This is a genomic window from Pseudoalteromonas amylolytica, assembly GCF_001854605.1.
Lineage (GTDB): Bacteria > Pseudomonadota > Gammaproteobacteria > Enterobacterales > Alteromonadaceae > Pseudoalteromonas > Pseudoalteromonas amylolytica.
This window is the reverse complement of the sequence record NZ_MKJU01000025.1, coordinates 260,571-285,347: the sequence shown is the minus strand read 5'-3', so window position 1 is coordinate 285,347 and position 24,777 is coordinate 260,571. Positions and strand designations below refer to the sequence as shown.

The 24,777-nt window shown below is 43.3% G+C and carries 20 protein-coding genes; 6 read left to right on the top strand and 14 right to left on the bottom strand.

The genetic code is table 11. The features are described from left to right. Position 1: 1 nt before the first annotated feature. On the bottom strand, positions 2-874 hold the full coding sequence (locus BET10_RS07775) for a MurR/RpiR family transcriptional regulator (protein WP_070984685.1): 873 nt from the start codon (positions 872-874) through the stop codon (positions 2-4). A gap of 11 nt (positions 875-885) precedes the next feature. Further along, positions 886-2,112 carry an amino acid deaminase gene (locus BET10_RS07770; RefSeq protein WP_070984683.1) on the bottom strand — a complete coding sequence of 409 codons (1,227 nt, stop codon included), beginning with the start codon at positions 2,110-2,112 and terminating at the stop codon, positions 886-888. Positions 2,113-2,544: 432 nt separating this feature from the next. Between BET10_RS07770 and BET10_RS07765 the strand changes: the two genes are divergently transcribed. Further along, positions 2,545-5,580 carry a TonB-dependent receptor gene (locus BET10_RS07765; RefSeq protein ID WP_070984680.1) on the top strand — a complete coding sequence of 1,012 codons (3,036 nt, stop codon included), beginning with the start codon at positions 2,545-2,547 and terminating at the stop codon, positions 5,578-5,580. Between the two features lie 138 nt (positions 5,581-5,718). Beyond that, positions 5,719-7,233: a tryptophan halogenase family protein gene (locus BET10_RS07760; protein ID WP_070984678.1), complete on the top strand. Its 1,515-nt coding sequence runs from the start codon at positions 5,719-5,721 to the stop codon at positions 7,231-7,233. A 56-nt stretch (positions 7,234-7,289) separates the two neighbouring features. Here BET10_RS07760 and BET10_RS07755 read toward each other — a convergent pair whose 3' ends face one another. Together BET10_RS07755 and BET10_RS07750 are read right to left on the bottom strand one after the other, a co-directional pair. Then, positions 7,290-8,801 carry a tryptophan halogenase family protein gene (locus BET10_RS07755; RefSeq protein WP_083330468.1) on the bottom strand — a complete coding sequence of 504 codons (1,512 nt, stop codon included), beginning with the start codon at positions 8,799-8,801 and terminating at the stop codon, positions 7,290-7,292. A 295-nt stretch (positions 8,802-9,096) separates the two neighbouring features. Further along, complete coding sequence (locus tag BET10_RS07750; RefSeq protein WP_083330467.1) at positions 9,097-9,384, bottom strand: helix-turn-helix domain-containing protein; 288 nt, start codon at positions 9,382-9,384, stop codon at positions 9,097-9,099. Between the two features lie 195 nt (positions 9,385-9,579). Between BET10_RS07750 and BET10_RS07745 the strand changes: the two genes are divergently transcribed. Beyond that, positions 9,580-10,026, top strand: a complete 447-nt coding sequence (locus BET10_RS07745; RefSeq protein WP_070984676.1) for a helix-turn-helix transcriptional regulator — start codon at positions 9,580-9,582, stop codon at positions 10,024-10,026. Positions 10,027-10,073: 47 nt separating this feature from the next. Here BET10_RS07745 and BET10_RS07740 read toward each other — a convergent pair whose 3' ends face one another. After that, the gene (locus tag BET10_RS07740; protein ID WP_070984674.1) at positions 10,074-10,439 is read right to left on the bottom strand and encodes a hypothetical protein; all 366 of its coding nucleotides are present in this window, start codon (positions 10,437-10,439) and stop codon (positions 10,074-10,076) included. Beyond that, a complete protein-coding gene (locus BET10_RS07735) occupies positions 10,436-10,984 on the bottom strand; it encodes a hypothetical protein (RefSeq protein WP_070984672.1) in 549 nt (182 codons plus the stop codon). Before BET10_RS07735 ends, BET10_RS07740 begins: the two co-directional genes overlap by 4 nt. Before the next feature lie 727 nt (positions 10,985-11,711). On the opposite strand from BET10_RS07735, the gene BET10_RS07730 reads away from it, so the two are divergent. Then, positions 11,712-12,971 (top strand): SLC5/6 family protein, encoded by a 1,260-nt coding sequence (locus BET10_RS07730; protein ID WP_070984670.1) that lies wholly within the window; start codon positions 11,712-11,714, stop codon positions 12,969-12,971. A 40-nt stretch (positions 12,972-13,011) separates the two neighbouring features. Here BET10_RS07730 and BET10_RS07725 read toward each other — a convergent pair whose 3' ends face one another. From BET10_RS07725 to BET10_RS07715, 3 genes are all read right to left on the bottom strand, one after another. Then, positions 13,012-15,348, bottom strand: coding sequence for a methyl-accepting chemotaxis protein (locus BET10_RS07725; protein WP_071038881.1), 2,337 nt, complete (start codon positions 15,346-15,348; stop codon positions 13,012-13,014). Between the two features lie 122 nt (positions 15,349-15,470). Continuing rightward, complete coding sequence (locus BET10_RS07720) at positions 15,471-15,905, bottom strand: GNAT family N-acetyltransferase (RefSeq protein WP_070984666.1); 435 nt, start codon at positions 15,903-15,905, stop codon at positions 15,471-15,473. A 78-nt stretch (positions 15,906-15,983) separates the two neighbouring features. Then, on the bottom strand, positions 15,984-17,537 hold the full coding sequence (locus BET10_RS07715; RefSeq protein WP_070984664.1) for an AbgT family transporter: 1,554 nt from the start codon (positions 17,535-17,537) through the stop codon (positions 15,984-15,986). A 173-nt stretch (positions 17,538-17,710) separates the two neighbouring features. On the opposite strand from BET10_RS07715, the gene BET10_RS07710 reads away from it, so the two are divergent. Further along, complete coding sequence (locus tag BET10_RS07710; protein ID WP_070984662.1) at positions 17,711-18,565, top strand: HDOD domain-containing protein; 855 nt, start codon at positions 17,711-17,713, stop codon at positions 18,563-18,565. A gap of 86 nt (positions 18,566-18,651) precedes the next feature. Next, positions 18,652-19,887: an NRAMP family divalent metal transporter gene (locus BET10_RS07705; RefSeq protein WP_205987530.1), complete on the top strand. Its 1,236-nt coding sequence runs from the start codon at positions 18,652-18,654 to the stop codon at positions 19,885-19,887. 118 nt (positions 19,888-20,005) lie between these two features. On the opposite strand, the gene BET10_RS07700 is transcribed toward BET10_RS07705, so the two are convergent. The 5 genes from BET10_RS07700 to BET10_RS07680 form a co-directional block, all read right to left on the bottom strand. Beyond that, positions 20,006-21,088 carry an energy transducer TonB gene (locus BET10_RS07700; protein WP_070984660.1) on the bottom strand — a complete coding sequence of 361 codons (1,083 nt, stop codon included), beginning with the start codon at positions 21,086-21,088 and terminating at the stop codon, positions 20,006-20,008. A gap of 63 nt (positions 21,089-21,151) precedes the next feature. Further along, positions 21,152-21,430, bottom strand: coding sequence for a YfcL family protein (locus tag BET10_RS07695; protein WP_070984658.1), 279 nt, complete (start codon positions 21,428-21,430; stop codon positions 21,152-21,154). A gap of 10 nt (positions 21,431-21,440) precedes the next feature. Continuing rightward, complete coding sequence (locus BET10_RS07690) at positions 21,441-22,568, bottom strand: ATP-NAD kinase family protein (protein WP_070984656.1); 1,128 nt, start codon at positions 22,566-22,568, stop codon at positions 21,441-21,443. Next, positions 22,558-23,112: an elongation factor P hydroxylase gene (locus BET10_RS07685; protein WP_070984653.1), complete on the bottom strand. Its 555-nt coding sequence runs from the start codon at positions 23,110-23,112 to the stop codon at positions 22,558-22,560. The genes BET10_RS07690 and BET10_RS07685 overlap by 11 nt, the downstream gene beginning before the upstream one ends. Positions 23,113-23,184: 72 nt before the next feature. Continuing rightward, positions 23,185-24,708 (bottom strand): sensor domain-containing diguanylate cyclase, encoded by a 1,524-nt coding sequence (locus BET10_RS07680; protein WP_070984651.1) that lies wholly within the window; start codon positions 24,706-24,708, stop codon positions 23,185-23,187. Between the last annotated feature and the right edge of the window lie 69 nt (positions 24,709-24,777).

Below are 24,777 nucleotides of genomic sequence, written 5' to 3'. Positions count from 1 at the left end.
CTCAGTCTCCCAATGGAAAACGTTTATCGACAGGGTCCGCACCACAGGCTTCATTACGATGCCTATCGAGCTGCATCTTCAAGCGTCGCAGTTTTTCTTTTGAACGGCGTTGGTTTTTCATCGCCACTTCACTGGATAATATATCCACCGCCGCCATCATGGCATAACGCGCCGCACTGGGTTTGAAGATATAATCACTCTCTTGCGTTTTTATCGGTAAGTGAAAGTCGGCCAAAGCGCAGAGCTCTCCTTCAGGGCAAATAGCAATCACCACTGCACCATACTCTTTTGCAATACGAGTTGCGTCGATGACATCAGGGCTTACCCCGCTGATAGACAAACTAATAACAACATCGCTTTTATTGATGGTCGATGCCGTCATGCGCATTAGCATCGGATCACTATGAGCGTTGCTTAATATATCCAAGCGGAATAAGCGATTTTGACACTCCGTGGCTAGCATACTGCTGCCCCCACCCACGCCATAAATCAAACAATGACGGGCACTACAAATTGCATCACAGGCCTGTTGCACCACCTGCTCTTCAATCAAGGGCGCATTGAGATGCAAAATTTCTTCTATGGAGGAATAGACGTGAGAAATGTTTACTCGCTCCACCAAAGAAGTACCTAGGAAGCGCTCTCCAACCGCAGTGGACTTTGCCAGTTGCAGTTTAAGGTCGCGCACATTGTCACACTGTAAACTTTTTGCAAGACGCGTGATGCTGGCATTACTTACTTGCGCTCTTTGCGCCAATTCATCAATTGAAGCACTGGCTGCAAAATGAAGATCAGACAGAATAAGTTTGGCGACCTTTTGCTCCGCGGGGCTAAAATGCCCCATCCCTTGTGATATTTTATCAATTATGTCCATCGCCGTGCCCTTCAAAAGTATGTAGCCAATGTTTTGCTGATCACCCAGTCATCGTCAACTACGCCAATTTGTCGCCACTTATCGAACGTTAAACATGGATGAGACGTTGAAAAACAGACCAAATCGCCCACCTTAAGTGCCGAGTCTGAGGCTATGCTCATCATGCAGTGTTGGTCCATAATGGCTGTTACTCGAAATTCAGTTGGTGCCTTGTCAAGCTTTTGAGTAGTAGGAGAAAATATTAATTGCGGTGTTGGTAACCCAGCATCAAAAGCAACATCACGTTTGCCTAGCCCAATGATGGCAAGGTTAGGCTCGGCACGAGACACCACATAGGCCCAAAGATACAAACCCGAAGTTAAACCGCCTTTGATATCACATGCCAATTGACTGCGTTGTAGCACTTGCTGCTGAGCCGACTGATAAATGCCGGTATCATGAATAAGATAACAACCAGGGCGTAGCACATAGGTAAATAGTTCACGGCTTTCGCTGTCATTCATCGCCTTTGCAACCACATCGTACCAAGCTGAGCCCGCCCCCGTAATGATGGGGTTATCTATGGCAAACCCCTGACGCTGCTCAATTTGCACCGCCATTGCAATCACATCTGTTACAAATGAATGGATGCGCTGCTGAGCATGCTCTTGGGTGATCACCCCTTCGTAAAAACTCAAACCACACACCTTTAATGCCTTGAATTGCTGACACACATCCAACAAATCAAATAGCTGTTCACTTGAGCGCACACCACAACGACCATGCTCAACACCGACCTCCAAGAGAATATTCAATGTCACATTTTTCGACTGGAAAAATGCCCCCAACTGGCGAGCATTGTCAGGTGAGTCGACAAAACAATAAAACTCTGTATCGGTTTGGCTCAGCAACTGTGCAATCAATTCAAAATGAAACTTTCCAATCAATTGATTGGCTAAAATGACCCGTTCGATACCTTGCTCAACCGCATTTAACACCTGAGGCACTGTGGCCAAACTAATAGCCCATGCCCCTTGCTCAATTTGTTGCTTAAACACGTCAGGTAACATGGTGGTTTTGCCATGGGGCGCAAGCCTAACGCCTGCTTGCCTAGCGTACTGCGCCATCCACTGTGCGTTATTAGTAATCGCACTTTGTTTAACAACCGCCACAGGAAAGCTCACTTCCTCAGTCAAAATATTCCAACCACTCGTTGCAAGTGATTCTGACTTACCTGTACCTTTCAAAAATTCAGACATAAGACCTTTTATCTATTCTTAACAATTAATTATTAACTTACAGTAACGGCATGCACGCAAGGTCAATTTACAACCAAAAGTAATACAAGTATCAATCAATTTGCTTGATTTTTAGACCATGATAGTGTTAGAAAGTAACAAGTTCAACAATATTTTTTGTTAGTTTTTAACAAAACTGATAGGCAACATATATTTTATTTTGAACTGAGCAGGTTAATTATGAGTACGTTTTGCGCCATCGTTACTTTGTCTCGATGACGCAACGTTTGTATGGGTAGTTAAACGTCATGTTACTCAAAAATGAGACCATCAATATTTTTTAAAACAAAATGACAGCGCTGTCAGGTGTTTTAAAAATGCAGTGAGTCATCACAACAATAAGCAAACCAAATCTAGTCAACTTGGTTTGCTTAACGATACAAGGGGAAGAACGTGTCTACCAAAACATTTCAACGTAGCGTACTGGCGTCCACTATCGCGGTCGCATTATCATCAGGTATAGCCCATCATGCTAACGCGCAAGATAGCGCAACCGTGCAAGAAGACATTGAAATTATTCAAGTCAAAGGGATCCGTGCCAGTACAGTAAAATCTATTAACGTCAAGCGCTTTGCAGCATCACAGGTTGATGGTATTGCTTCAGAAGATATAGGTAAATTACCTGACGTCACCATCTCTGACTCATTACAACGGATCACTGGTGTTCAGGTAGAAAGAACGGCTGGTGAAAGTGGACCTGTACAAATTCGTGGCATGGGTCAAGTTGACACGACACTCAACGGTGAAGTATTTCTCAGTGCCACCACCATAGACTCCTCTGGCGCAAATTTCGGAGATCTACCTGCACAACTTTTCTCGGGCGTTGACGTGTACAAAACCAGTCAAACAAAACGCACTGCTTCAGGCATTACAGGCTCGGTAGATTTAAAAACTCGCCGTCCATTCAATATGGATGAAGGCTGGGTATACAACGTGTCAGCCGATGTAACACAAGGCTCTATCAGTGAACAAAGTGACCCGACATTAACGGGATTGATCAGCTACAACACCGCCAAATGGGGAGTATTGTTTTCAGCCGCTACTCAGGAAGCGACGCTAGCAACCGACTACAACGGCTATTTCGACACCTCTGAAAACGGCGGTATTGGCGCTGCCAACAATAACTTCACATGGGGCCAAAACCCACGCGGTGAAGAGGTTCGCCACGTTGTACCACAGGGCTTTGCGGCGTTTAATAAACAAGAAAAACGTGAACGTGAGGGCTACCAGTTCGCGTTTCAAGCCGATTTAAGTGAAGGATTTGAATTAGTATTTGAAGCGTTTTACACCGACCAATCGCGCTTTAATGACCGCCGAGGGCTATCGCAAAACAACCGCTGGTACACTTTTAATGACTATGCCTACCCGACTGAGTCGGGCTGGACAGGAGATACATTTACTGATGCTGATGGCAACCCTTGGGGAGCGGTCAATGACTTTTACTTAAAACCGTGGCGTCTACAAACCTTCACTCAGGTGAACAATAACTTTGAAAAATCGACCAACCTGAACTTAGAGCTTAACTTCAATAACGGTGGTGCACTTACCGGTCAAGTACGCGCTACGCGTGCGCATGCATCGGCCAGAATGCGCCATGGTTACGGTGAAGGCGACATGTTGAGTATTGATAGAGGCACTTTAGTGACTGGGCCTGGGCAATTAACCCCTGCCGAGTTTTGTGGCGATGATGACACTATTGTAGGCGATCAAGGCGGTTGTTATGCCGCATTTTCACCCGGCGGTATTGAAGATGACAGCTTTTTACTGCGCTACAATGCCAGCGGTGAGTCACCGGTATTTAGCGGCTTTGAACAAATAGTCAATGGTGGCCAAGGAAGCATGAGTATCGCCGACTATATGGGCAGTATAGATTCATACCACATCGGTGCATTTTCGTCAGAAGGGAATACCGACGATGAAGGCGAAATCAACACCTTCAGTACAAAGTGGAATTACCAATTTGATGATGTGACCTTTATCACCAGCGTAGACTTTGGTATTCGCATGATGGAACGCGAGGTCGATCACGACCAGTTTACGTATACCTCCGAGTTTGGTAATGGCTGTGATGTTGCACAGTGGAAAGCGGTTGACCAATATCACACCCCCGCAACCTGTGAGGGTAACCCTGCGGCAGGTGAATACCTAACACAAGATGTCGGTGATATCCCAGCGGGTACATGGGTGCCCTACACCTTGCTAAACCCTGCCCGACTTGATACCTACACCACTGTGAGTCAAATCTCGAGTTATGGCAGTGTGCAGGGTATTCCAGCAATGTGGTCAATTGACCCGAATAACTTCCGCGACCCGTACCAATTCCATTTAGATACATTTGGCAATGTTCAACGTATCGAAAACGCCGGTGCGTCTTACGACGTAGAGCTAAATGAGTTTAGCTATTTCCTACAAGCCAACTTCGAATACAACATGTTCAAGGGTAACTTTGGTATGAAAGTTGTTGAAACCGACTTGTATGTTAAACAAAACTTAGCAGGAGCAAACCTACCTCACAGTGGCCTAGGGCCCGACGTGGGTGATGTGGTTACCGAGCGCAATTATACCGATTACTTACCGTCTATTAATATTACCGCTGACGTAACAGAGGATGTGATTGTACGCGCCGCTTATTCAAAAAATATGCAAGCACTCACGCTAAGTAACTGGGGTGGAGGTAAAACCGTAGGTAAAGCCATCAATGGTGATTGTGACTGCTTGCGTGTAGTAAACGGCACCTTATCGGGTAACCCTGAGCTGAATCCGTGGCGCTCCAAGAATTTCTCACTTTCTGCAGAGAGGTATTCTGGTCAAGCGTCCATGGCATTCTTAGCGCTTTACAAAATTGATATTGAAAGCTTCACAACTGATGGTACGGTCATGATTGATGAGCCGGATGATGATGGTATACGTCGTGGCCCATGGCCGTTTACCACCCAAGTACAGGGTGAAGGTGGTTACGTCAAAGGGGTAGAAATCGGTATGAAGGCCGCATTTGGTGATTATACTGATATCAGCATCTTGCAAAACTTCGGTGTTGATGTGAACTATACCTTCAGTGATAGTGGTTATGATACCAATGAAAGCGTGTTTGGCGAGCTGCCATTTCCAGGTAACTCAGAGGACACTTATAACTTTGTACTGTGGTATGAACAGGATGAGTTCTCAACACGTCTAGCATGGAACTCTCGCAGCCCGCGCTTAGTCACGACAGGCTCAAGTGCAGTCGGTGGGCAATCACTTTACCAAGATGATTATTCACAACTTGATTTTAGTGCCACCTACCATGCCACCGAGTACTTAGATATCTTCTTACATGGCTCAAACATTACCGAAGAAGTTCAGCAAACGTATTTACAGTTTGCCGCCCAAAAAGCGTTCCGTAATGAGTACGAGTCTCGCTGGACCCTTGGTGTTAGGGCAACATTTTAGTTGAAATAACACTTCTGCCCAAGACTACCGCTTTGAGCGGTAGTCTTATTTACTAAACAACCAATCAAGATAGATAAGTTAACAAGTTGAGTGAGCACCGCGCCTTGCGTTGCCGCCAGCAAGCCTTGAGGAGGTACTATGCAAAAGACCCAAACTCCAATTAAAAAGTTTGTCATTGTTGGGGGCGGAACCGCCGGTTGGTTGGCTGGTGCAACCTTGGGCAATATTTTCAAACACTGCGATGTAGAAGTTGAGCTCATTGAGTCTGAAGACGTCAACATCATCGGCGTTGGTGAAGCTACTATTCCACCACTTATAGACACGCTAGAAAGCTTAGGTATTGATTTAAAGGACTTTATAAGTGAAACGCAAGCGAGTTTTAAGTGGGGCATTAAATTTGAAGACTGGTATAAAAAGGGCCACAGCTACTTTCACCCCTTTGGGGAGCTTGGTCAACGCATTGATGGCCATGAGTTTTACCAGTGCTGGCTAACACTCAAAGCCAACGGTGATAATACGCCTCTGATGGCTTACTCACCCGAAGCAGTACTCTCGCAGCATAATCGGTTTTTTGTTCCACATCAGGCGATGAATACCCCCCTTGCGGGCGCACGCTTTGCGCTACACCTTGATGCGGTGCTAGCTGGAAGATATCTCCGTAACTTTGCGCAAAAGATTGGTGTCAAACGTACGGTTGGCCATATTGAATTAGTAGACAAAACAGTGGACGGGTGTATCTCATCTGTTACCTTAACATCCGGCCAAACCATCGCTGGTGACTTTTTTATTGATTGTAGCGGCTTTAATAGTTTATTGATTGGTAAAGCATTAAACACTAACTATCTGGATTGGTCTGAGTATCTGCCCTGCAATCGTGCCGTAGCCGTACAAACCACTTTGACTGAAGACATTGCCCCATATACCGTGTCCAAAGCACAAGGGGCGGGTTGGAGCTGGCACATTCCATTGCAGCACCGCATGGGTCATGGCTATGTTTACAGCGATAAATACATCAGTGACGAGCAAGCAACCGCCACATTGATGAACAACGTTTCAGGTAAAGTACTCACGCCTCCTCGCATTATCCCTTTTAAAACTGGCCTAAGAGAACAAGTTTGGAACAAAAACTGCCTTGCACTCGGACTGGCGCAAGGTTTTTTAGAACCACTGGAGTCAACTGCAATTCACTTGGTATCAAAATCATTGGCTTTATTTGTCCGTATGTTTCCAACCAAGCAGCATAACGCCGTTTTACAAGCCGAGTTTAACCGTCAAATACATCAAGACTACGCCGAAATTCGTGACTTTTTAGTACTACACTACTGCACCAGCCAGCGCTCAGACAGCCCGTTTTGGCGAGACTGGCAACATCGTGCCATTCCGCAAACTTTAGAGCAACGCTTGACCTTTTTTGCTCAACAAGGCGGACTGCTTCAAGAAGTTGAGGCACTGTTTCAAGCCACGAGTTGGTATGCTGTACTGGATGGCATGGGTGTCAGGCCAAAAGGTTACAACCCAACATTAGATGCACTCGATATTGACGCGCTAAGAAAAAGCCTGATGATGGGTCGCACGGCACTTGAGCAATGTGTGCTCAAGCAACCGTCACACGCACAGTTTTTGCACAAGTACTGCCCTGCCAAAAATCTCTAAGTCAGCTTAAATGTAAGAGCTCAGAACAAAGCACTGCTCGATTCTGATCCGCCTCGCTAGACATCGCTTACCGCTTTGCAGTGCTTATCAATAAACGCTTGATGCGACAAACATTGTGACACAGCACTTTGTAATTGGTCGTTTAACTGCGCTAGGTTTTTCTCAATTAGGCGATTGTCTAAGCTTTTAATCCGCGCATCAAAACGTTCTGGCTGTAAATTAAAACCGAAAAACATTGCAAGCCAACTTGCCTGTTGAAAAGACTCATCAGCATATTGCACCACATGCCCTTGGCTTTTATACACTGCCAACTTATGAGCAAGACTCTCAGGGATTGGCATTTGCTGGCAGTAACGCCAAAATGCCGTGTCATCACGCTGCGTCAGCTTGTAATGTACCAGTAAAAAATCAATGATGCGGTCAAGCTCACTATTATGAAGACGATTTACTTCATCAATATCAGCCTGATTAAATGATTTGTCAGGAAAAAAGGTCAGCAACTTGGCCAATGCAGTTTGAATGAGAGAAATCCCCAAAGATTCCAGTGGCTCCAAAAAGCCCGCGGCCAAGCCCAGCGCAAAACAGTTTTTATGCCAAATGACTTTCCTACGTCCTTTTGGAAACTTAAAGTGCTTTACCTGGGTTATGGTACGCCCTTTTACGCTGTTTAGCAGACTCTCCTCGGCTTGTGCATCACTCATAAATTTACTGGAGTAGATATAACCATTCCCCATACGATGTTGCAGGGGAATACACCATTGCCACCCTGCCTCTTTGGCTATGGCTCGTGTATACGGTGTGGGTTGACCCTGTAATTCAGTTTGCACTGCGACAGCGCTGTCACAAGGAAGCCAATGATCATCTGCTTCAAGGCCAATCCCCATGGCTCCTTCAATCAATATCCCTTTAAAACCCGAGCAATCTATGAATAAGTCACCATTGATGGTCTGTCCATCACTGAGTTTCAGCGATTCAATCATCCCCGACTCTACATTTAGCGTTACCTTAGATACCGTTGCCAGAATATGCTTAACTCCCTTTTCTTTGCAGAACTGAGTTAAAAACTGCGCATACAACACTGCATCCATGTGATAGGCGTAAGAGTAATGAGTGGCTGAATTGTTACTTTGTCCATTGGGCTGAGCAAAAGCCCCCTTTTTGGCCAGTAAACAGGCAAAACAATAATCTTCTATCTCTGGTGCGACGCCCTGTGCCTTGAGTTTATTAATGTATTGATGGAATTCAATATTTTCTAAGGGCGCGCCATAAGCCGCAAACGGGTGAAAAAACCGTGATCCTTTTTTATACCAATCTTCGAATTCAATCCCCAGTTTAAAGGTGGCCTGTGTGGCCTTTATTAAATCGGCATCCGCAATCCCTAAATTGCGGTTGAAGTCTACGAAGTTTGGAATAGTCGCCTCTCCCACCCCAACAGTGTTGATATCAGGAGACTCTATGAGGGTAACACTCAAATCCTTTCCCTTTGCAAACCTAGACAAGCTTGCCGCTGCCATCCAACCTGTTGTGCCACCACCAACAATGACAATTTTCTTTATTTCATCAGCCACAGAACACCTTTTTTTATTATTTTTAGTTACCCTAATATAAACTAAAATCCGTTGCGTTCTAAGCCATTGAGCACAAAAAACATACTATTTTTTATGCGTATCAAATTGAAAATAAAAACTTTATGTTAAGTCGATAACGTGTGAGAAAAATGCGGTGGGATCAATCCATAAAAAGGTGAAATAAACAGCCAACTAACAGTAACGTTTATTTCACCAGCACAAAGCAGTTGTAACACTGCTACAGGTACGAGAACACTGGGTCGCGCTTTGCTAAATACAGAACGCAAAATTCATGTTAGGCAGACTGCCTTTCCTCAACAGGACTATATTGCTCGATAAAAGATAGAAAATTGGGTTGGCCAAACAGCATCATAATATCAAGCAATTGGCATGCTGTGAGTTCTGTCTTACCAGATTCCCAGTTTGAGATAGTGGCCTGATCGACTGGCGTAACTAGGCTTTTACCCAGTTGAGCCTGAGTCAATTTCATATCTCTTCGTAACTTACGAATTGTCGCTGGAATATACTGTTTTGCTGCCAAGGTATGCGCTTTACGTGTGCGTTCATTTCTTCTTATTGTCATCATATATCCATATTTGGTAATAGTCGGTATTTTACAGCCTGTACAACAAACTGGTTGCAAATCACCAAATGGTCCTATTGAGTGAATGTACTTGACTACACTCACAGCCCCCTGAAACACCGAAATAGACAAGATGATTTATTTCATGTAGCCTATCTGGGTCAACTGGTAAAATAATTGATCGGATTGGGTTATATGTCAAATACTTTTGCAACAAGATTAAAACAACTGCGAATTTCAGTGGATGAATCGCAGGTAAGTTTTGCTGAAATGTTAGAAATCCCAGTTCCATCATATCGAAAGTATGAGAAAGGTGAGCGAGAACCCACACTTTCGGTTATTTCCAAATTTTTCGAACATCCATCGACTAAAGCATTTGCTCAGTGGCTAATTACTGGCGAAAACCACCCCAATGCGACCACCAACAACCCGACCAGTATGCAGACTTATACGCCGTTCTTGTCTGAGGATGAATTTGAACAACAATTTGTTAAAACCGCAAAAGAAACATTGTTGTTTATGTGTCATTTGGGATGGTTTAAATCAACTAAAACGGCTGACTTTGAAACAAGTGGGCAGCTACTATTAAGAGACTTAAAACCTTTGTTGGCAGGCTCGTTTAGAAACAATAAAAGCGCTTAAGAAATAACTATAGCAATCCCTTTCCTCCCTCTAAGCTGCACTTTAACTTATTTTACTACTTTTAATACTTGCACCGTTTGATTACAACGTGAAACATCTGACTTGGCTACCACACCGTTGCAGGTTTGCTCAGACTCTTTAAAATCGCTGACCCGCTTGAACATGACTTTTACACCGTCATATTTAACAAAGTCATCATCACTTTCAAGCACTTCTGCTAAGTCCATAACAATATCGTAAGCTTGGTCGTAAGATTGTTTAGATATCGATTCATGCCGACCAGATTTTGATGTAACTAGAAAAGCTTTTAGTTTTTGCTCACTACGAGATAAATTAATACCTTTGACCAACGACACAACATAACAAACAAAAATCAAACACGTCAGACAAGCCATTGTTAGGACAAGCATCATGCAGGCACCCTCATACGGTGTGTTTGAGACGTAAATTTAAAAACAAAAAACATGGTAATGGCTATATCCATTATCGATTGTGAAGCGATGAAAGGCCCATAAAAACTATAAAGGATATTAATATCAAAATACCCCCTTAGTACAAGCTGTAGAAGGTTTGTCAGTGTTCCGACGAAACTCATAAACAAGCAAGTCCTTGCAACAAACGAGAATCGGCAATTTTTTATTGAATGGAAGAAAAACATCAATAGACAAAAAGTCGCTGAGATACTCACTAAAAATGAATAGTAAAAGCGTCTCAGCTCAAATACCCCAACTTCTAGTGAGAAGATATAAGGTATTATATTGGTGATAAGTAAATTTATAGCAAACAAGCATAAGCAAGTTAAAAAACATGAGTAAAGCTCTTCATCAGCAAGAGATTCAAATCTGTAAACACCAAATACAGGTATATTTCGCCATTTAAGATTTAATATAACCAAGATTAAAACTGCACATTCTAATGCTCGCAATCCCCAAGCCACTAATGTGTAAAGTTCATCCATGTTTTTCCTATAAAATACTCAATACAACTTACTCTGGTGGCTGATGACCATGCCCTGAAGAGCCAGCACCTGACACTAATGAACATTGGTGTAACTCTAATTTGTTGATTTTCTCGCTCAGAGTAAGCTTGTTATTCTTTGTTAATACTCTATTGCTAGTATCAAACCTCAAAATATTCCCTATAACTTTATTCAGTGCAAACATTTCATTTACCTCTTAATATAAATTGTATAATGAATGCCACAAAATATGTTACCTCGATGTTAAACACATAATGACCTTACGTCAATTCTAGACGTTTAAAAGATGTAACATTCTATGCAGCGATACGCTATTCATGGGTTTGCTCAAATAAGAAAGCGCACCAAGAACATATTTATATTAGGGAAATGTGAAAGAAATGGAATAAATATTAACAAATTTAAGGCCAATTTCGTATACGCCATTGAATTTAATACGTTATTTTTATGGTTTTTATTTTTTAAATGAATAACGATTCAAACTTCCTTGATGGCACCAATAATAAAGTCTTCATATTGTTATTTTCAACATACTGATAGCGCAACGGCCACCCAATTAACCTCAGTCCTAGATAATCATAAGTATAACAATTAGACGCTTTGAATACTCTTTAAGCATAACTCATCTAAAGACCTGAATAACACATGAATCTTTATCTAACTTCCATTATGATGCGTGAAATTTTCATAACTCAGGATGTATTTTATGAGTAACTCCCCAGAAGCTATCACAACCGATATATCTTCAGCCAGTTGGGGTAACTGGAGTAAGCATGACACCCATTGGGTCCTTAGTTTATTTGGTACAGCAGTAGGTGCTGGTATTTTATTCCTGCCTATTAACATAGGTATTGGCGGCTTTTGGCCATTACTAGTGATGACCTTATTGGCCTTACCCATGACCTACATGGCTCACAGGGGTCTGGCTCGATTTGTACTGTCATCCGAGCAAGGAAATGCCGACTTTACCGATGTGGTAGAAGAGCACTTTGGGCCAATCGCGGGTCGTCTCATTTCGCTGCTGTATTTCTTCTCAATATTTCCCATCCTGCTCATTTATGGCGTTGGCCTAACCAACACCGTTGATAGCTTTATGGTCAATCAGTTGGGTCTTGAGTCTCTACCACGAGCAGCGCTCTCTGGTGTATTGGTAGCAGGCATGATTGGCATTATGCTAGGTGGTGAGAAGCTGCTCATGCGTGCATTTGCCGTGCTGGTTTATCCACTGGTCGCTATTTTACTGTTCCTGTCTCTATATTTAATACCACATTGGCAAGTGCCCATAGTCGATACACCCGAGTTAGGTAATTTGGCTTCCACCTTATGGTTATCCGTTCCAGTTATTGTATTTTCATTTAGTCATGCAGCAGCTATTTCTAGCTTTGCGAACGTACAAAGACGTCACTACAAACGACAAGCAACCAGTAAGGCAGAACGTATTCTCAAATACACGTCAGTATTTTTGATTTTATTTGTCTTACTGTTTGTTATTTCCTGTGTATTGTCACTAACACCTGAGCAAATGAATAATGCTAAACAGGCAAACGTTTCTGTGCTTTCTTATCTAGCGAATATTTATGATAACCCATTTATTGCCATGCTCGGGCCACTCGTGGCGTTTGTAGCCATTACGTCATCATTTCTGGGGCACTTTATGGGCGCACGCGAGAGCTTCAATGGTCTGATGACAAAACAACTTAAACTGACGTTTGCCCAAGCAGACAAATTGGGTATTGGTTTTATGTTTATTGCTATTTGGGTATGTGCAGTAGCCAATCCAAGTATCTTAGACATGATGGGCGCAATATCAGGCCCAATCATCGCCATGATCTTGTTTATTATGCCAACTGTTGCGGTGTTTAAAGTTCCCGCTTTACACGCATACAGACGACATATTGGCACCTACTTCGTGTTGTGTGTTGGACTACTCGCTGTTTCTGCTTTGTTGTATAACATGCTAGGTTAATCACACTTCATCTCATCAGCTCTAGTCAGACATCAACTGACTAGAGCTTGAAACGTCCTACCAAAGCTTGCAGACGGTGATATTCCGACTCCACTTCGTCACAACAACTAGACGCTATCTGAATGTTATCGCAGTTGTGCTCAGCGAGATCACTGATACTCGATACCTGATGCGCCATATCTCGGGCAACCGCACTTTGCTCTGATGTGGCCGTTGCTACTTGTGAGTTATAACTTTCAATCGCCATGACTTGCTCGTTTATTTGCTCAAATGATGAAGTAACATGGCTTGTTGTAGAGAATGTTTGTTCAACGCTTACCAGTGCGCCTTTCATGGAGTTAACCGTTTGCTTCGAACCACTTTGCAAGGCTTCAATGATATTGTGGATCTCTTTGGTGGAGTCTTGAGTCTTTTGTGCCAGCGCTCGAACTTCGTCGGCAACAACGGCAAATCCGCGTCCTTGTTCTCCAGCCCTTGCAGCTTCTATCGCGGCATTGAGCGCCAGCAGGTTTGTTTGTTCAGCTATGCCTTTTATTACCTCTAAAACTGAGCCAATATCAGCACTATCTTTGGCAACCTTATCTACTTCACTGGAAGTCACGGTAATGATATTTTTTAACTCATTATTGTTGCGCACGTTGGCCTCTACATTCGCTTGTCCATCAGCTACTTGCTCAACCGCTGCATGAGTTGCTTCATTCGAGCTTTCAGCTGATTGTGCTAATGATTCCGAGGTTTGCGCCATCTGCTCTATCGCAGCCGACAGTTGCAGAGTCATGCTGGACTGCTCTGTTGACTGAGTCGCAACTTTGTTAAAATTCTCCCTCAGCGATGACACTGAACGATCCAAATTTTTAGATGAATCTGAGACTTCACACATCGCCTCATTAATACTTTGCATCATCTTATTGAGCGAGCGGCCAACCTGACCTATTTCATCATTATCCGCTTTGTTAAAGCGTAAATTTGCTCGCAAAGACAGATCCAATGACGTTGCCACTTTCACCACAAAATCATTAATTGCCAGAACGGGTTTTGACAGATATCCCCCTAAAAACCACGCAATCGCCAGTCCCATTAATATCAATACAATACTGAGCACCACTGCAGCAAATAACATGGTTTCCAACAAGTTAGCACTGGCTTCAAAACCTTCATCTGTACTAATTTCACTGACAATGGCCCAACGTAAGCCCATTAAATCTAATGGTGCAAACGCTGAGACTACTTCTGTATTAAGATAGTTATTGGCCTGTGAAAAACCACTTTGACCTTGCAAAGCGCGCTCTGCAGCCTGCGTTTTCACTTCAGCTAAGCCCAATGTAGAGTTTTTAGCATCTATTTGACTGATCACTTGGCTGGCAACACCTTGACTTTTGATGTTCGCTAAATATTGAGATTTATTTTCCAAAAAGAAACGGCTTTGCGAACGCATCAACCGATCTTCCCCCACCAAATAGGTTTCTCCTGTTTCTCCAAGCCCTCTTTGCAGCCATTGTTGATCGTAATCCATGATGTTATTAATGTTGTCCACTGGCGCTTGGAAAATAAGCACACCAATTCGTTGCTTATTGTTAAATATCGGGGTTGATAAGAATGCAGCAGGCGCCTCATAAGAAGGCGTGTAAGGCCTAAAATCAATGAGCGTCACCTCACCTTGCTGTGCTTTCATGGCTGCTTGATATGCATCTCCCAAACCCGAGCTACTGTATGGGCCAAAGCGCAATGAGGTAGCAAAGTCGAGTTCTTTAAACACAGAGTAAATAACCTCACCCGTTTGCGCATCAACAATAAAAATATCGTAGTAGCCAAACGATTCTAGTAGCTGCTTGTAAGAGTCGTGATACTTCACATGGGTTTGCGCGTAATCACTGCCGTCTTGGGCATCATACAATTCGCTTTTACTACCTAATGGGTGCCGGTTGTTAGAAATATAGGTATATTGAATCGCTCTGGTATTTGTTGACAAGTCCGCCAATAACACTTGCGTGTTAATTTGCGCATCATCATTTAGCTCACGGTAATTTGCCGCAAACTGCTGCTGATAGAAGCGTTGCAAAGAAGTGTTTATCTGGCTTTGACTCGCTCCAGAGAATTGCTGCTGATACTGAGAAAAACCAGATCTAAATGCGACAGTTGCATCGACAGTCATTGTTGAAGACGCCAGCGTTTTGATTTGCTGCTGCATCATGTCAAAGTAGCTTTCTAGTTGCTCTTTCTTTGCATCCCTGACACCCACTAAGCGATTTTGCAACTGCTCCTGTAGCGCATTATTAGCATTCGATTTTGCCAACGTAGTTAGAATACCAGCTGTTGCTATCACCGCTGCGGCAACAATAATCGCCACGTTTAATACAATCTTACTTTTTATTCTCACCGCAAACCTCTACTGCTTGTTGCAAAAACTATCTGTATAATATGTAAATTTAGCAGGAGTTAGCGCAACAACCACCTTAATTTAGATGTTTCCACTCATGTGAACACCTTATCTGCTTTATGTTACAAATTAGGCTTGTAAATATCGGGCACGACAATTTGCATAAAAGGAGATGCATCCGTAATTGGCTCAAAGCCATATTGCTCATACAAGCCATGTGCATCCTTAGTGGCTAGCATAGTACGCCGTAACCCTTGTAGTTCGGGATGTGTCTGTATAGCCTCCATCAACCTTTTACTCAACCCTTGGCCTTGAAAAGCAGGTTGTACGAACACATCCGCCAAGTACCCAAACGTGGCTTTATCCGTGATCATACGTGCAAATGCCATAAGCCCTGCTTGTGGGTCTATAATGGCAAAACACACACTGTTCTCTAACGCTTTTCTAAGCAGCGGTTTAGGGATATTTTCTGCCCAGTAAGATTGGCTAATATTTGCGTGAATATCGTCGAAATAAGAAAGGATGAGATGAGAGTCTGAGGCCACGTTTACTTGCATATTGGGCTCCTTTAAATGCAACAGTGTGATTGCCACATTATCACCATTTAGGAGCCCATACTATTGAATTTTGGTTATTTATGAGCCTAAATATTCATAGCTTGCTTGCAAACCCAAAGGAATATCCAGTCCCCAGTAAACCAATAAGAACAAGCTCCAGCCTATTAAGAAGGCGATTGAATACGGGAGCATCATCGCTATCAATGTGCCAATGCCTGTTCCTTTTACATATTTTTGGCAATAGACCACAACAAGCGGAAAGTAAGGCATCAATGGAGTAATAATATTGGAGCTTGAATCGCCTACGCGATACGCCGCCTGACTTAAATCAGGAGAGATCCCTAATTGCATCAACATAGGCACAAAAATAGGCCCTAATAGCGCCCATTTTGCTGAACTAGACCCCACAAACAGGTTTACAAAAGCGGTTAGGAAAATAATACCTACGACTGTAATTCCGCTAGGCAGTGCTAACGCCTTGAGTATTTCTGCGCCTTCAATTGCTAATAAGGCACCTAGATTCGACTTTGCAAATGCAGAAATAAACAATGCACAGAAAAATGCCATTACGATGTAATAAGCCATGCTCCCCATGGATTTACTCATCGCATCTATCATATCTTTCGAAGATTTAAAGGTGCCTACCATAAAACCAAACACGGCACCTGGGATCCAAAATAGTAAAAAGATCAGCGGCACAATAGATTGCATTAAAGGAGCACTAAAGTCAGTCAATGCCCCTGAAGGGCCACGTAGAGATGAGTCTTCACCGCTTGCCGCATACGTCAATAGGGCTATTCCTGCTAGCATCACTGTGCTGGCTACGTAAAAGCCCTTACGCTCCACATCGGTGACTTCATGAAATTCAGGTAGGCTATCGGTGTCTCCATCCACAGGAGTATTTTTAAGTCTTGGTTCAATAATTTTATCGGTGATGTACCAGCCTAATAAAATGATAAACACACTCGATGCGGAGGTGAAAAACCAATTATTCAGCGGGTTTATAGCCATCTCAGGGTCAATAATATGTGCGGCACTTTGTGTAAAGCTCTGTAGTAATGGGTCTATTCCTGAAGGAATAAAGTTGGCACTAAAGCCGCCGCTTACACCTGCAAATGCAGCAGCAATACCAGCCAAAGGATGCCGCCCCATGGCATAAAAAATCACCCCAGCAAGTGGAATAACCAGTACATAACCAGCATCCGTTGCAGTGTGGCTTACAATTGCCACCAAAATGATTGAAGGCGTGAGCAGAATCTGTGGTGTGCGTTTGAGCATCAGCTTGAGGCCAACATTGATATAGCCAGAATGCTCTGCCACACCTACGCCCAACATAGCAACCAGTACAACTCCCAAAGGAGCAAAGCTGGTGAATGTTTTAACCATAGTCGCCAAGAAGCCCGCGAGTGCATCACCACTTAACAGATTATGCACCACAATTGCTTGCCCTGTTCTTGGGTCAATCGATTCAAATTGAGTGTTAGAGAAGAGCCAAGATAGAAGCCAAATCAATAACATAGAAAATAAAAAAATCATGGCGGGATCTGGTAGTTTATTCCCAACCCGCTCAATAAAATTCAGAAATCGAGTCACTGCGCCATTGTTTACCGCACCGTTCGCCTGTGAGTCCATAGTTGTTCCTTAATAAAAAAATCACCTAACTCTACTTAAAATTAACATTCGTCGCAATATCCAGAACAGGTCACACCACAACCGATGAGCCATCGATGCATATATAGTATCACTTGATTTCATATTAAATAGGCTATGCTTTGGGCTAACCCTTTGACTTGGTGCACGCTACTATGATCAATATTGATGACAAGGTAATAAACGACATAAAAAGAGGCTTTAATTTACCACCTAAGCCAGAACTTCTTGAACAATTACAAACAGCTATTCAACACCCCGAGCCTGATTTAAACCACATTGCAAGCCTAATTTCCACTGACCTTTCAACGTCTGCTGCTGTACTTAAAGTTATTAATTCGCCAGCTTACGGCATGTCACGCACGATCACCGATATTAAACAGGCCGTGATGTTTTTAGGTCTAGATAGCGTTACTCAGCTGGTCACAAGCTGCCTGTTGCAACAAGCTTTTGAACAAAGCTCTTGTTGTATCAGTCTCGAAAGGTTTTGGGACACCTCAACAGAAATCGCAGCGGTTGCTACACTCATCGGCAAAAAAGTGAAATCTAAAGTGCCCTCGGAAAATCTACACATGCTTGGATTGTTTCACGATGCAGGGATCCCCGCTATGGCGGTTAAATACCCAGACTACGTTAAGGTGCTCGATATAGCCAATAACAGTCATGATGAACCTCTCACTCAATTTGAAGAGCAAGCGTACAACACTAATCACACCATTGTAGGGTTTTTTCTAGCATCCAGCTGGCATCTACCAAAACCTATCTGTCAGCTTATTTTGCGTCACCATGATTTAGAGTTCTTGACAGAACCGCACGATCAGGAGTTACTTCTCAGTTACGCCACATTAAAAATGGCTGAGAACCTAGTACACACGCAAAAGCGCTTTAGGAGTACAGCAGATTGGCTGCATGTAAAAACAGAGGTACTTAGCACCTTAGAGTTGGATGAGGACGATTATCAGGATATTTTGGAAGATACGGATGACTACTTCCAAGAACGCTTTGGTTAAATGGGTTTGTGGAGTGCCGAAAATTGTAAACTAACTGTTCAGTTTTAAAAGCACAAGCGCTACTATGGCACAAAAAATCATAAGGAATCACCGTGCTGTTGGCGCTAAAACACAAATTCACTTCCGTTGGGGCGACGCTTGGCCCCGGCATTCTCATGGCAACCGCTGCCATTGGCGGATCCCATTTGGTAGCTGCAACGCAAGCTGGGGCACTATTTGGTTGGCAATTACTCTGGCTGATCCTAGCCGTTAACTTGCTTAAGTATCCCTTTTTTCGCTTTGGAGTCGAATACACCCTGTTAAGTAAAAACAGCTTAGTTGCAGGTTATCAGCAACAAGGTAAGGCCGTTTTTATTGCCTTTGTCGTTCTTAATATCATTGCTGCTATTGTCAACACCGCTGGCGTATTATTACTTACGGCCAGCTTGTTACACTATGCACTGCCTTGGGCAATAGACATTACCACCCTATGCTTTGCTATTTTGGCGCTATGTCTCGCTATTTTGTTACTCGGTCATTATAAACTACTTGATAAAGCGAGTAAGTGGATCATGGCGACATTGACAATTTCAACTGTGGCTGCCCTTTGCATTGCAGTGAGTCAAGGCGCGGCTAACCCACCACCAGCTAATCCACCGGAGCCATTTCAAATGGTCATGCTTGGCTTTCTTGTGGTGTTAATGGGCTGGATGCCAGCGCCGATAGAGATCTCTGCTATCAACTCTCTTTGGCTAAAAGCTAAAACGAGAACATCAGCCCTTACACTCAAGCAGGGATTATTTGACTTTAACCTTGGTTATGGACTTACCGCTGTACTTGCAGTGGTATTCTTCTCGTTGGGCGTACTCATTCAATATGGCAGCGCCACCAAGATTGAGTTAGCTGGTATCGCGTTTAGCCAACAGCTCATCAGTATGTATACACAAACCATTGGCCCGTGGTCACACTCACTGGTTGCTGCGATTGCGTTTTTGTGTATGTTTGGCACCACACTTACAGTATTGGATGGCTATGCCCGAACGCTTAATGAGTCCATGCAATTGACGAAAAAGTCAGTTCCAAAATACACCTTATCGTTGTTGGTACTAACTCAAGCAGCACTGGGCATGACCGTCGTACTATTTTTCAAGGCTAATTTAAAAGACATGCTGACCTTTGCAATGACACTGGCGTTTGTTACAACGCCAATCTTTGCATGGTTTAACTATCGACTCATGAAGGTGATCGATAATCAACCTAAAGGGTTTATGAAGTATCTCAGTTTGCTCGGGTTGGTTTACTTGTTCGGTTTTACTTTGATGTTTTTGTATTGGAAGTTTTAATCAACGAAGGAGCCATAGTTTTGGCTCCCTCTCCTAATCACCGACTATTATCGCCAATATTGAGGCTCAGCACTTTTTACTCATGAGTTTATACGTTTTGAAGGTGAAAAGACTTCATTTAACGACCCATTTTAAACGCCAGCCGTACCGAAGTTTTAGCACTAACAGCCTCACCATCCACAAATTTAGGCGCATAACGCCAATCTTTTAATGCTTTGATAGAGTTTTTCACAAACATTTCACCATGCTCTTTATCCAATACTGTTATATCTTCAACAAAACCTTCTGGTGTTACCGTAAACTCCAAATCAACCCACCCTTCTTTGCGAGCTCTTGTAGCTCTGGTTGGATATATGGGTTCTATCCGATATAAAGGTGTCTGCTCAATATCATCCTGCCAAGGTTTCATTTTGGCAATGGCAATGCAGTGCTGTGTCGCTTGTTCACGCTTACCCAGCTTTTCATATAGACCAACTAAGCGAGAATGCGCAACAAGCTCGATAGGGTGATCAAATTCCAGCTTCTCGTCGAACACCTCAATAATGCTGTGGAGTTTCTCAACAGCACCACTATTTTGCTTGCGGGCAGCAAGTAATTCTGCAACCCATAAATCTACCGTTAATCGATGAACAGCGTCTTTTGGTAAGTGCTTTTGATTAATTTCATCTGCATGAGTTAGATAGCGTTTAACTCTTGTGTAGTCTCCTACACGATTGAATACTTTTGCTGCTTCAAAATAGATTTTTGATTCGAGCAACTTATTGTTATGGTGTTGGGCAATATCCAATGCTTTAACAACATACTCCCTAGCAGTGAGGTCCTTACTTGGAAGTAACCAATCTACCTTGAGCATATATGTATCTATTAACTCTATCGCGTTATTACCATGTACCTGTTTCAAGATAGCAATTGCACCACTCACCAGATTAAGCGCTTCTTCTTTGTCATTAAAGGCGATGGCTTTGGCGTAGTTAATTGCTAGGTTTGCGGTGTTTTCGGTTTGCTCCCCAAATACTACACGACCTTGCTGGTAAGATAACTTTGCGTATTTTTCTATACTGTCGTAGTCTTCTCGCGCTTCAACAGCTTGCTGATAAGCACGGTAGTTTTGATTAAATTGCTCACGAACATCAGATTGTGCAAACGAGGTTGAGCAAACTAATAAGCTGGTTAATAACAGCGCTTTTGGTATAGAAGTCATTTAGAATCCTTTCAAATAAATTCCCTATTATATATACAAAATTTAAAATGGGAATATCTTTCCTTACGCCGCTAACCCTTTCACTTGTTCCCAAATATCTACAACATGGGCTTTATCGTCTTCGCTAAGTTCACCACTGTGATACGCTTTAACTAGGCTTTTTTCTACGTTTTCGTTTAACTCTTGTGGGCTCATCTGTTCACCCGCAACTTGGGCATAACCTACCGCTAGGTCAAAATGACCACGTAGGTAGCCACCTGCAAACAGTTCATCATCTGTTGCCTTATCTACCAGTGCATCAAAAAACTGCTGTGCAGCATCTACGTATTCTTGAAATGACATAAGTATTTTCCTAATTTAAATCTGGGTGGCCTACGGCATACATCACATGATCATTGTACCCTGTGATCACTTTAATATAACCGCTTAAGGCCTCATCTAGTTGCTCATCGCCAGTATCAGCAATAAGTGGGCGACCATTGAGCGCTTGTAGCTTGGTTTTCGTTGCGACAACGATGATGTTGTCTTTACCAATTGTTCTAATTAATTCCGGGCTGAGTTGCTGGTTGCCTCTGCCAAAAATATGACCTTGTCCCCCAATTAGCGTGATCACTAACTTAGTCGTTGCGCCTTTAACATTGGCAAGTAGCTGGCTTGCAGTCATATCCTGAGCCACTAATTGTTGATCTCGAATAAGGTCAACACCCAACAAGGTGTTCTCAAGATCCAACTCTTCCATAATGGCAGCAACGGTTGAACCCGACCCCATAATATATTGGGTATCTGGGTCCATCTCACTGATAACATAAGCTGCGATATCGGCAAGTACGAGTTCATCACTTTCTTTACCGCCATTTTTAACGCTTTGCACATAACGTAATTCCGAAGGCACTTGCATTTCGCCATAACGTTTCGCCCTTACCGAGCCTTGACGAAATGCCTCTTCGTCAATATCCATCACATCTGCCTCTGACAGGGTAACCAACTCGCCAGTAACCAACATAGCTACGACACGCCCCGCCGCTTTAGGGGTAATAGCGTAAACACCTGAATGAATTTTACAGCCTGCTGGTACACCAAGCACCGGAACACTATCGTCCACAGCCGCGCAAATATTACGTGCGGTGCCATCACCACCTGCAAATAAAATCATATCAACGCCACATGCCAACATAGCCTTCGCAGCTTGCTCTGTGTCCTGAGGGGTAGTTGGCTGATGGCTTTGATATACAACTTGGGTTCTAAAACCAAGTGCTTTGGCTGTGGTCTCCCCCATTTCACCATCAACCGTAAACACCGCTATCTGCTCTTGATAGGCAAGCAGTTGCTCAAGTGCCATGTGGGTTCTTTGATTAGCCTTAGGCATAGCCCCCAAAGCCAATGCCTGCTGTGCAGTCAGCTCTCCATCGCTACCTTTTAGCGCAACACTACCACCCAAACCAGCTACAGGGTTAACTATCAAACCAAGTTTAAACTGCATCAAGAAGCTCCTTTGGACAATGCCAACTAAATTGTGCCTGCGAAAGCGGCCATGGGGTTTTATAGAAATCACTCAACACATGTAGCAACTGCTCTGTACGCGTATTAAAACCGCCCTCTAGTAGTGCTATTACTTGCTCATGCACTCTACGCTGAAATCTAAAGCGACATGTTTGTTCGCCATTGAGATTGTCTACCGAGACATTAAAATCAAATCCAGCAGCCACGCTCAGCGCCCATTCAATGGCCTGAGGTTTTACTTCAACATTTTCAAATTCAAGTTGTTTGGCCTTGTCGCGACCATCCGGACAATACCAATAACCATAATCTTCCAAAGTGCGGCGTTTTGTACCCGCCACCAGCCAATGGGCAATTTCGTGTAACGCGCTGGCATAAAAACCGTGAGCAAATACCACTTGGTGATAGCCACAACTGGCGTTAGCTGGAATATAAATAGGCTCATCATCGCCTTTTACGAGTCGCGTGTTGTATTGAGTTGAAAATAGTTGATCAAAGATAGTGATCAGATCGTCGATGTGATGCATTAACTACGAGCAAACCATGTATTACATAATGGCCGCAGATTGTACGTACTTTTAGGCAGGAAGTAAAAACCTCTAGTGTGAAGCCATCATCAGTTCGGGCTCAAACATGACCGCCTGATTTCGACCTCGGCTTTTTGCGCGATACAATGCTGCATCGGCTTGATCGACACAATCATTTGCACTGAGTTTGTCACTGACAAAATCATAGGCGACAACACCAATACTGAGTGTGAGTCCATATTCCGTTTGCTCGGCAAACTCTTTAACTAATCGCTCAGCAAAGCTCATCACACTATGATGAGCGGTTTCAGGACATACTATCAAAAACTCATCTCCTCCCCAGCGCCCAATTATATCGGTTGGTCGCGCGGATTCGTTCAGAAACTGGCACAGGTTTTTTAACGCAATATCACCCACTAAATGCCCTTCTTTGTCATTCAATGGCTTAAAATTATCAAGATCGATTAATAACACTGATAATGGTCGGCGGTAACGGTTAGCTCGAGTGAGTTCATCCTCAAGCAAAGAGTAAGCATGCCTGCGGTTATACACGCCCGTTAGATAGTCCCGTTCAGCTTTTAAAGCCAGCTCTTCTTCTTGGCGTATATCTCGAACGATAGCGATTAAAAAATCTTTCGCCCCGTGGTTAATACTTGCAATGGCGATATCCAGTGGCAGCTGCGTGCCATTTTTGTGCAGGCCAACGATTTCCAGTCCATCTTTTTTGCTGTGTCGCATCTTAGACTTACCTAAGTAGTCTTGTCGAAGGTGGATGTGATGGGACCGATACGGCTGTGGGATCAAGTCCTCAACCTTCATGGTAAGCAATTGTGCTTTACTGTAACCAAACAATTCCTCCGTCGCCTTGTTCACTCGGATTATCTTCCCTTGTTTATCACAATAAAGGATTGAATCAGGTGTTACTTCAAATAGAGCATCTCTTTCACGAAACAGTACAGCTATGCGCCACAATGCAATCATGTTGAGAATAGCAGCCAAACAAACAATAGGAGACACCACAAATGCGCCGAGTTTTATGGTAGATAGTGTTTCGTTGCGTAGCTTAGCCTGTAAGACCAATGCCTGATGATTACTACTACGTAAACTTGCTCGCAAGCTCTGCTGGGCACGTTCAGCATTGTCATCATCAACACGTACCAACTGATCCAACTGCTCAACACTTAGCTCTCTCAACTTCTCTGACTGAGCTTCGGATAATTTAATGGCATAAGTACGAACAGTGCTTTCAATAGCATCAATAGCTGATACTTCTTCACTTGTGAGCCTGAGCTTTTTAAGTGCGCTTATACTGTCATAAACCTGTGAGAGCCCTGTTTGTGCGCCCAAGAGGTAACGACTATCACGACGTAGAACATAGTTTTTAAAATGGTGAATAAACCCCCCATAACCCATATTCTGATCTAATTTGGCGAGCAATACGGCTTTTTCGAGGTTGCTGCTGGTAATTTGCTGCCAGTTTGCGTTGAGCTGTTCTGATTTTTGAATGGCAAATGTATTCCAATAAAAAAGCGCAAAGTTAACCATGATTGTTAACAATAACAATGCGCCCAACTGCCAGTAAAAACGCCGCTCCATATCCTTGCATCCCACGTAAAAGTGTTACCGTAAGTGTAGTCAACAATCAAATGACAGCAATAAATTACT